The sequence below is a fragment of the Microcystis sp. M_QC_C_20170808_M9Col genome, assembly GCF_007095495.1.
Taxonomy (GTDB): Bacteria; Cyanobacteriota; Cyanobacteriia; order Cyanobacteriales; family Microcystaceae; genus Microcystis; species Microcystis aeruginosa.
The window spans coordinates 1-10,559 of sequence record NZ_SFBZ01000021.1 but is presented as its reverse complement, the minus strand read 5'-3'; the positions used below and the strand labels follow the sequence as shown (position 1 = coordinate 10,559).

Annotated in this window: 3 protein-coding genes; all 3 read left to right on the top strand. The window is 42.7% G+C overall.

The window, feature by feature from the left end; translation table 11 throughout:
• The first annotated feature begins 570 nt into the window (after positions 1-570).
• The 3 genes from EWV68_RS01415 to EWV68_RS01405 all read left to right on the top strand — a co-directional run bounded on the left by EWV68_RS01415 (position 571) and on the right by EWV68_RS01405 (position 10,117).
• The gene (locus EWV68_RS01415) at positions 571-1,905 is read left to right on the top strand and encodes an AAA-like domain-containing protein (protein ID WP_287168575.1); all 1,335 of its coding nucleotides are present in this window, start codon (positions 571-573) and stop codon (positions 1,903-1,905) included.
• A gap of 230 nt (positions 1,906-2,135) precedes the next feature.
• The gene (locus EWV68_RS01410) at positions 2,136-3,968 is read left to right on the top strand and encodes a carotenoid oxygenase family protein (protein ID WP_061432207.1); all 1,833 of its coding nucleotides are present in this window, start codon (positions 2,136-2,138) and stop codon (positions 3,966-3,968) included.
• A complete protein-coding gene (locus EWV68_RS01405; RefSeq protein WP_287168574.1) occupies positions 3,965-10,117 on the top strand; it encodes an AAA family ATPase in 6,153 nt (2,050 codons plus the stop codon). Before EWV68_RS01410 ends, EWV68_RS01405 begins: the two co-directional genes overlap by 4 nt.
• The last annotated feature ends 442 nt before the right edge of the window (positions 10,118-10,559 follow it).

Sequence of the window (10,559 nt, the reverse complement as noted above, 5' to 3'; positions counted from 1 at the left end):
AAAGATCATCGTTGTGGGTGAAATTGACTGATTTACCCGTCTTAATTAGGATTACTTTGTAGGTGTGGCAAGGGTTTCAACCATTGCTGTTCAAAAAAGCACATAATAACCCACTATGAAATTCTATCAAATCGCTGTAACCATTACAACATCGTTGTTAAATAAAAATATTTCTCAATTAATTCTTAAGAATTTGTAAATATTGCGGAATGTTAATTTAAATATTCTCAAGTTTCTGGAGTCAATAGATAATTTTTACTTATCTTTATCAAAAAATAGAACTCCTGCAAAATCCAACATCTACCATTGGGTTAGAAGTCAGTTATCAGTTATCAGTTATCAGTTATCAGTTATCAGTTATCAGTTATCAGTTATCAGTTAAGTAGTCGTGCAAAATTAATTTCCTAGTAAAGATAGGCAAAAGGCAAGAGGCAAAAGGCAAGAGGGGGTTAGATATGTGTAATTAATTTTGCTTAGGTACTTATCAGTTCACTGAGAAAACTCCCGACACCCCACACCCCACACCCTACACCCCACACCCTACACCCCACACCCTACACCCCAATTCTTATGAGAGATTCCATGTCGGGCCATCTAAGAGTACAACAACATTGCCTCAATCAAGTTAAATTAGCCGTGAAAAAGCAGGGCTTTAGCAGTCAACGCTCCTTAGCTAAAGAAGCTGAATTTAGTCTGGCTACTGTCAGCAACTTCCTGACCGGTAAACCGGTAGAACAAGCCACTTTTGCCCAAATTTGTCGTCGATTATGCCTCGACTGGCAAGAAATCGCCGCCCTGAATTTTCAGCTAACAGCACCCCCTCAAGACAAAATTCTGGTTAATTCTCCATCCAAGAGCGAAAAATTGGACACATTACCCCCCTATCCCAATGGGGCAGTTCCCCTTGGTTCCCCATTTTATTTAGAACGTCTTCCCCTCGAAGAACAGATAAGGCAGGAAATCAAGAAACCGGGGGCTTTAGTGCGGATAAAAGCCCCGAAAGAAATGGGCAAAACTTCCCTACTTTTGAGAATGCTCGATTTTGCCAAACAGCAAGGCTACCGCACGGTGAGTTTGAACTTAGAACAGGTGGACCTGGCCATTTTGAGTGATTTAAACCAATTTTTGCGCTGGTTGTGTGCCAATGCCGCCCGTCAACTACAGTTAAAACCACAATTAGATGAGTATTGGGATGAGGATTTAGGCAGCAAGATTAGCTGTACGGTTTACATTCAAGACTATCTCCTGGAATCGATTACTGCCCCCATTGTCCTCGCTCTCGATGAACTTAATCAGATGTTTGAACATCCCCAAGTGGCCAAGGATTTTTTACCGCTGCTGCGTTCTTGGTACGAAGAAGCCAAAACCCTACCTATTTGGCAAAAACTCCGTCTTATCGTCGTCCATTCCACAGAAATTTATGTTCCCCTGCAGCTCAATCAATCTCCCTTTAACGTGGGATTCCCCGCACAGTTAAGTCATTTTAGTCTTGAGGAGGTATTGCAATTAGCCCAACGTTATCAACTCACCTGGGAAAATCAGGAAAAAGTCAAACAATTGATGGAGTTAGTGGGAGGACATCCAGCTTTGGTACAAACTGCCCTCTACTACCTCAGTCGGGAGGAAATAACCATGACGCAAATATTAACCAGTGCCACCTCCGTCACGGGGATTTATGCCCATCACCTGCGACGCCATTGGGCGGTATTAGAACAACAGCCTGAACTAGCAAAAGCCCTCGATCGGGTGATGAGCGCAGTGGAACCCGTACAATTAGACCCAATTCTCGCTTACAAACTCAGCAGTATGGGACTACTCAAACAATCAGGAGATAAAGTAGTACCAGGCTATGAATTGTATCGACGCTATTTTTTAGAGGTGAAATCCTCTATCAGTAAACAGTAAACAGTAAACAGTAATCAGTGAAAAGAAAACTCAACTCTGATAAGCTGTTCGTAATTTAAATTGCTTGTTGAGACGAGGCAAGAGGCACTCTTGCAAGAGGCAACAGTAAAGGGATTGGAGGAGATTCGGCTAATCTTAAGAATAAGCGCTTTAAATGCGTCTTAGCTTAACTGATAACTGATAACTGATAACTGATAACTGATAACTGATAACTGATAAGGGAGAATTCTATGAATATGTCAATCAAAGATACTGCCCAAAATACTGTCAACGTTAGTAATTTTAGTCGCTCGCAACTAGGTCAACCGGATGAGAACAATTTATATCAAGCAGTCGCCACAATTACCGAGGGACGTTGGCCAGAAAATCTGTCGGGATACGTTTTTATCGTCTGTCCTTTTCATAGAAAAAATGACCGTCATTTGTTCTCTGGCGAAGGTGTAATTATTAAATGGGACTTGCAAGGGAAAAATAATCAAGTTAATGTTTACAGTAAAAAACTGAAAACCTGGGATAGTTTTTGGCGAAAAGTTTTACCGATATTTAATATTAGTCAAGCCACTTTTCCTGCCGTGGTCAGCATTTTGGGTTGTTCAGAAATAGCGAATACTGCTATGATTAAACTAGAAAAAGTTGCCGAAGATCAACAACTAGAAGAAACCAGATTAATTCTCACCGCCGATGCGGGACGTTACTGGGAAGTGGACCCCGTTTCCCTTGATACTATCACCCCGATTGGTTATTTTGACCAACATATTGTTTCCGTGCCTTTATCTTTTTTCCCAGTCCTAGAAAATACCGCTCATCCCTTCTACGACAAAAAAACCAAAGAATTTATCACCTGTGAATTAAAGCTAAAACTTGTATCGGGAGGTATGTTAAAAGATTTAGATAAATCGGCGTATATTGTTCTTTGGGATCAACAAAAACAACTTAAACCTTGGAAACTACAGGGAGCTATCCTCGATGGTAGTCCCCATTCGGTCATCGTCACCGAAGATTATATCATGATTCCCGATATGCCTTTTCAGATGGGAGTAGCCAAACTATTAGGTATCAGAATCAAGCCTGAAGAAACCTATCCGAAAACTCAAATTTATCTGGTTAAACGTCAAGACCTCAAGGAAGAAGAAACCACCGTTCCCTCGCAATTAATTACCTTCAATGGCGACAGTTATCACTTCCTTTGTAATTACCATAGTATCAACGGTCAAATTCAGCTTGTGGCCATCCAAAACGCCACTATTAGTTTAACCGAAGCGATCGAAAAAGACGATATCCAACATTTTACCGGTCAGGGTTATCCCCCCGAATACCACGGCATTCCCTGGATGTTTTCCTTTGACCCCGGAGTGCTGCGCAAAGTGGTTATCGAAGATGCCAGGGTGATGAGCGAACAAGCTTTCATCCATCTGGGGTGGTTCTCTACCACTCTCTACACCGCCGACCCGCGGGAATCGGAACAGGGATACAGCGCTATTTATCAGGTTTATGCCGGTTATGTGCGCGAATTAATCTGTCGTCGTCAGTATATGGATTTTCGCGACCAAAGTAATCGCATCCTCAGGGATGCCGAACTTCCCTGTCATGACTTGCCCTCGGTATTAGCCAAGGTTCCCTTCGATAAGGATTGGAATCAGTTAACTGAACAGATTAGCCAAGAAAAAAAAGCCAGTAATACTCATGTATCACATTTAGGTCGGGGACTACTGGATTTTTATGTTTGTCCCGATGGCTATATTTTAGATAGCATTCAGTTTATTCCCCAAGAACAGGGCTATCTATTTACGACGGTTTTAACCCCGACCAGAGTATTAGAAGCTTGGTTATTTAACCCTGACAATCTCAAGGACGGACCGATTGCTAAACTGAGTTTGCCGGAAGATGTTCACTTTGGTTTTACCTTGCATTCCGAGTATTTCGAGCAAGTGCTGCCTTCTCCCCGTCCTTCCGTCTCACAGGTAAATCGAGTCCTGTCAGCCTTGCGGAGTCTTGTTTTAGTTCCCGTAGAATTTTTCTTGGGGAGACCCGCAGCCATTTACAATCGCCAAGTAAAAAAATGATTGTTCTCAACGGGTACGACATTCTTGCCCAAATCTACGAAAGTGTTAACTCGGAAGTCTATCGGGCTATTCGCACCGCCGATAATCAACCCGTTATGCTCAAAATCCTCAAGCAAGAATATCCAACCGCACAAGAACTAACCCACTACAAACAGGAGTATAAAACCATCTGCAGCCTGAACTTCGAGGGGGCGATTAAAGCCTATGGTTTAGAAACCTACCGCAGAACTCCCGTGATTATTTTGGAAGATTTCGGGGGTATATCCTTAAAAAAATGGCTAGAGGGCAAACCCCTGGCCTTAAGGGACTTTTTAAGCCTTGCACCCCGAATAGTGGCTAATTTAGAGAAAATTCACAACGCCAAGGTTATTCACAAAGATATTAATCCTGCCAATATAGTTCTTAACCCCGAAACCGGACAAATTAAAATCATCGATTTTGGCATTGCCAGCGTCCTGCGGCGGGAAAATCCGGGGCTAAAAAATCCCAACGTCCTTGAGGGGACTTTAGCCTATATTTCTCCCGAACAAACCGGACGGATGAATCGCAGTCTCGATTACCGCACGGATTTTTATTCTTTGGGCGTTAGCTTCTACGAACTTCTCACCGGACAATTACCTTTTCGGGCTAAAGATGCTTTGGAATTAGTTCACTGTCATCTGGCAAAACAACCTTTGGAGATTAATAGTCTCGTCAGGGAGAAAATTCCCCCGGTGGTGGAGGCAATCATCAGGAAACTGATGGCTAAAACCCCCGAGGAACGATACCAAAGTGCCTATGGTATTCGGGCAGATTTAGAAGAATGTTTAAGACAACTAGAAAAAACGGCTAAAATTGAGGATTTTGTCATCGCTAGGCAAGATCTAGCCAATCAGTTCCAAATTCCCCAAAAACTCTACGGTAGGGAGGCAGAAATCGCCACTCTCCTCACTGCTTTTCAACGGGTAGCCACGGCGGATAAAAACTCCTCTCACACCGAACTGATGCTAGTTACGGGTTATTCTGGCATGGGTAAAACCACCCTGGTTAGGGAAATTTACCGGCCAATTACTGAAAAACGCGGCTTTTTTATCTCCGGTAAATTTGACCAATTTCAGCGCGATACTCCCTACGCTGCCGTGGTTAGCGCTTTGACTCATCTCGTCAAGCAACTTTTGGGGGAAAGTCAGCTACAACTGGAACTATGGCGACAAAAACTCCTCAAGTCTTTGGGGGCGAATGCACGGGTTATTATTGATGTGATTCCTGAACTAGAATTAATTATTGGTCCACAACCAGAGGTGTTACAATTAGGAGCGATCGCTACTCAAAATCGCTTTAATTTAGTCTTTAAAAATTTTATTCGGGTCTTTTGTTCCCCAGAACATCCCCTGGTCATCTTTCTTGATGATTTGCAATGGGCAGACTTGGCTAGTCTCCAGTTAATAGAATTAATTATGCTCGATGGCGATATGGACTATTTGTTTTTAATTGGCTCCTATCGCAGTAATGAAATTAATTCCACCCATCCCCTAACCGCTACTCTCGATAAATTAGAGCAGGGGGGCATAATTATCAATCAAGTTATTTTAAGACCTCTAGGGATTGAACAGGTCAATCAGTTAATTGCTGACACCTTAAATCATTCACCCGAATATGTGCAATCTTTGGCCGCTTTAGTCTGGCAAAAAACCCACGGTAATCCTTTTTTTGTCAATGAATTTCTCAAAACTATCTACTGGGAAAATTTGCTATTTTTCCAACTGGGGCAGGAAACAACCACTAAAACCGACAATAATAGGGGTTATTGGCAATGGCATCTCGGCCAAATTCAAAGGATTGGTAGTACCGATAATCTGATTCAATTTATGATGGGCAAAATGCAGAAATTGCCCCCCGAAACCCAGGAAATTTTAAGTTTAGCAGCTTGTCTTGGGCCAGAGTTTAATTTATATAGTCTGGCAGTAATCTCTGAAAAATCACCTCCAGAACTTTTACCAATTTTAACTTCTAGTAGCGAAGCTGGTTTAATTATTCCCCTCTCAGAATTGGATGAACAATTACTGATTCAAGAATATAAATTTGCTCATGATCGCATTCAACAAGGAGCTTACGCTCTCATCGAAGACAGCAAAAAATCTTTAATTCATTTGAAAATTGGTCGCCTACTTTGGCAGCATACTGCCGCCAATGAATTATCGGAAAAAATTTTTAAAATAGTCGATCATCTCAATCTTGGTTATCAACTAATTAGCGAGGAAAAAGAACGAGAGTCAGTGGCTAACTTGAATTTACTAGCAGCCCAAAAAGCCAAAGCCGCTAATGCCCAAACTGGAGCCTTAAAATATATTAAAATCGCTCAAAAACTTCTCAAAAAATCCAGATGGAAAAATAACTATCAACTGACTTTAAATATTTATTCTGAAGCCACAGAAATCGCCTATTTAAGTGGGGATTTTGAGCAGATGCAGTGCTGGGCTAATCTCGTGTTAAAACAGGCAAAAACCACCCTAGATAAAATCAAAGTTTATGAAGTAATCATCGAAGCTTATCAAGCCCAAAATCACGAACTAAAAGCGGTAGAAATTGGTTTATCCGTCCTAAAAAGCCTAGATTTCGAGATTCTTGAATCCTTAAAATCATCAGATATTCAGGAAGAACTCAATAAAACTAGGCAAAAATTAGCGGGTCAAAATATCGAAGATTTAAGTAATTTACCGCCGATAAATGAGGAAGAAAAATTAGCAATCATGAAGATAGCGAGTGCCATATTTCCTCCTGTTTATATTGCCGCACCTCATCTCTTACCCATCCTCGTATCAAAACAGGTTAACTTATCAATTGAATACGGCAATAGTTATCTAGCGGCTTTTACTTATGTCAATTATGGCTTAATTCTTTGTGGTCTTTTAGAAGATTGGGAAACGGGTTATCAATTTGGACGATTAGCTTTAAACATTGCTGATAAATTTCATGCCAAAGCCCTGATGCCGAAAATAATTGCCGTCTTTTCCGCCACTATTAGTATCTGGAAAGAACCGATTAAAAATTCCCTGTCCTTGTTAAAATCTTCCTATCAAACCGGTTTAGAAATGGGCGATCTCTACTACGGAACAACCTGCGCCTATCTTTACTGTTTTCATTCCGCCTTTATCGGACAGGAATTAACCGAATTAGCCGGAGAAATAGCTAACTATGATCTGGCTTTTGTTAAGCTCAAACAAGAAAACACCCGCAACTATCTAAAAATCTACGGACAAACAGTTTTAAATCTGCTGGGGCGCTCGGAAAATCCCGGTCATTTAGAAGGACAGTACTATCAAGAAACTCTTATGTTACCGTACCATCTAGAGGCTAATGATCTCTACGGTCTCTGTGCTTTATTTGTTAATAAATTATACCTTTGTTATCTATTTGGACAGTACGAACAAGCCATTGAAAATGCTAACCAAGCCCAAAAATATCTGGGAGGAGCTACCGCCACTTTCTTGATTTCTCTGCATAATGTCTATGATTCCCTCGCCCATTTAGCTATTTATAATCATCTGGACAATGACCAACAACAGCAAGTATTAGAACGAGTGACGAATAATCAGAAAAAGCTGCGGGAATGGGCGAATCAAGCCCCCCCTAACTATCTCCATAAATTTTATTTAGTGCAAGCGGAAAAGGAGCGGGTACAGCAATCCTATCTAGAAGCCATAGAAAATTATGATCTAGCCATTGCTAAAGCCAAGGAAAATGAATACATTAATGAAGAGGCACTGGCTAACGAACTAGCGGCGAAATTCTATCTCGATTGGGGTAAAGTAAAAATTGCCAAAACCTACATCAATGAAGCTGCTTATCTCTATTCTCTTTGGGGAGCAACAGCTAAAGTCAAAGATATAGAAAGCCGTTATTCTCAGTTAATGGTCAATAATTATGGTTCCAATTACCTGACCGAAACTAGGAGAACTACCACCAGAAAAAATTCAGTTAGTCATGCGGGAGAACTGTTAGATTTAGCCACGATTATGAAGGCCTTCCAAGCCATTTCTAGCGAGATAGTTTTAGATAAATTACTCGCCACCCTGATGAAAATTCTCATCGAAAATGCTGGGGCGCAGCTGGGCTATCTTATCCTAGAAAGCGGCGGACAACTATTGATCGAAGCCTCCGGTTCGGTGCAGGAAGATGGGGTGACAGTCTTTAAATCTCATGCCATCGAAGAACATCTTCCCGTCTCAATTATTAACTATGTAGCCCGGAGCGGTCAAACCGTTCTTAATGACGATGCTGCCCATGAGGGCAATTTTAGCAATGATTCCTATATTAAAACCCATCAAACCAAATCCCTGCTCTGTTCGCCCCTCCTCGACCAAGGACAACTGCGGGGAATTGTCTATCTAGAAAATAATCTCACCGTCGGGGCTTTTACCCAAGAAAGATTGGAAGTGCTGCAACTGCTCTCCAGCCAAGCGGCGATCGCAATTACTAACGCCAAACTCTACGCCGAAATCAAAGCCAAACAGAGACAACTAGCGCAATTTTTAGAAGCGATGCCAGTGGGGGTATTCGTCCTCGATGCTGGCAGTCAACCCTATTATGCCAATCAAACCGCCCAAGAGATTTTAGGAAAAGAGATAGTTAATATCACCACGGCTAATCAGTTGGGGGAAACCTATCAGTTATATCAAGCTGGAACCGATCGATTGTATCCCACAGAATACCATCCGATTGTCCGAGCTTTAAGGGGGGAAAAAAACACGATGGATGATCTAGAAATTCACCAAGGAGAGAAGATTATTCCCCTAGAAGTGTATGCCACGCCCGTTTTTGACGAAAAAGGAGAAATTATCTATGCGATCGCCGCTTTTACCGATATTACCGAACGAAAACAGGCGGAAGCGGAACGGATTCGCTTTACCGAAGAATTAGCCGAGTATAGCCGCACCCTAGAACAGAAAGTGCAGGAGCGCACCCTAGAACTCAGCCAAACCCTAGAAATTCTCAAGGCCACCCAAGCAGAATTACTGTTTGAAAACGAACTCCTCAAAACTAACGAACAATCTAGCACCTTTGACTACCAAGTGGGGGGCAGTTTACCCATGGATGCCCCCACCTACGTGGTCCGCGCCGCCGACCGTTATCTCTATAAAGCCCTCAAACGCGGCGATTTTTGCTATGTTCTCAATCCCCGTCAAATGGGTAAGTCTAGTTTAATGGTACGCATGATCGACCACCTCCAACACGAGGGGGTCTGTTGCGCTCCCATTGATTTAACCCGCATCGGCAGCGAAAATGTCACTCCCGACCAATGGTACAAGGGGATAGCCTTCGAGTTAGGGCGACGTTTTGGACTGCTCAAAAGGGTCAATCTCAAAGCTTGGTGGCAAGAACGGGAAGATGTCTCGGCAGTACAGCGCTTGGGCGAATTTATCGAAGAAGTGTTATTGCTGGAAGTGGGGATCGTGGAAGGTTCTCCCCCGAAACCGATCGCGATTTTTATCGATGAAATTGATAGCGTTTTGGGCTTAAATTTCGCGGTTAATGACTTTTTTGCCCTGATTCGTTCCTGCTATAACCAGCGTGGTTTTAACCCGCTCTATCGGCGTTTGACCTTCGCTTTCTTCGGTGTTGTCACCCCCTCCGATTTAATTACCGACCACCAAATCACTCCTTTTAATATCGGTCATTCGATTCAATTGGAGGGTTTTAAGGAACACGAAGCCCAGCCTTTACTGCGCGGATTGGCCGAGAAAGTTAGTAACCCGCAAACTGTCTTAAAAGAAGTCTTTGCTTGGACAAACGGTCAACCTTTTCTGACCCAAAAACTCTGTCAGTTAATTCGCACCGCCGCCTCGCCGATTCCCCCCAATGGTGAGGCCCCCTGGATTGAGGACTTGGTACAGAAGAAGATCATTGACAATTGGGAGGCTCAGGATGAACCGGAACATCTGCGGACTATTCGCGATCGGCTTCTCAACAGTCATCGCTCCCAGTTGCTCCTGAGACTCTATGAACGGATTTTAAGGGAAAAAGAGGTGATTTCCGAGGATAGCCCCCCAGAAAAAGAGTTACTTTTATCGGGGTTAGTGATCAAAGATAAGGGCCGGCTGCGGGTCCATAATCCCATCTATCGGGCCATCTTTAACCTCGATTGGCTGGGTTGCAGCTCAAATTTGTAGAAATATCCACTACAGAGCAATTATTGGGACTTAAACGCTCAATACAGATCAAATCGATTATAATCGCTACAGAGTCGGCACTTGACGTTGAGAGATTGGCAATGAAACAGACAACCCCCTCCGCGTCAGAGATAAATGAAGCTTACTTCGCCATGTTATCTTGGTGTTTTGTGCCTAAATTTCCCCGCAAGTCAGCCCCCTGTCTCGGCCAGTGCGAGTCGCTATTCTCGGAGCAACACGAGCAGTCGTGACTAAATTACTCGAATTCCGCTATTTTCCTTTCGTAAGATTAGAGCCATGAACAAAACAGATGTAATGAGTTGGATCCCACATTCCGCACCCTGGTCGTTGAAATCAAAAGTTGCTCTAGCCCTTGTATAGTAAGACTTTTAGCGATTACTAAGAATTATGAAGTGTCACACTCTAGTCAGCGATCGCCAGC

Coding starts and splice junctions, on each gene's coding strand:
- EWV68_RS01405 (WP_287168574.1), top strand. CDS start 3,965: ATGATTGTTCTCAACGGGTACGACATTCTTGCCCAAATCTACGAAAGT.
- EWV68_RS01415 (WP_287168575.1), top strand. CDS start 571: ATGAGAGATTCCATGTCGGGCCATCTAAGAGTACAACAACATTGCCTC.
- EWV68_RS01410 (WP_061432207.1), top strand. CDS start 2,136: ATGAATATGTCAATCAAAGATACTGCCCAAAATACTGTCAACGTTAGT.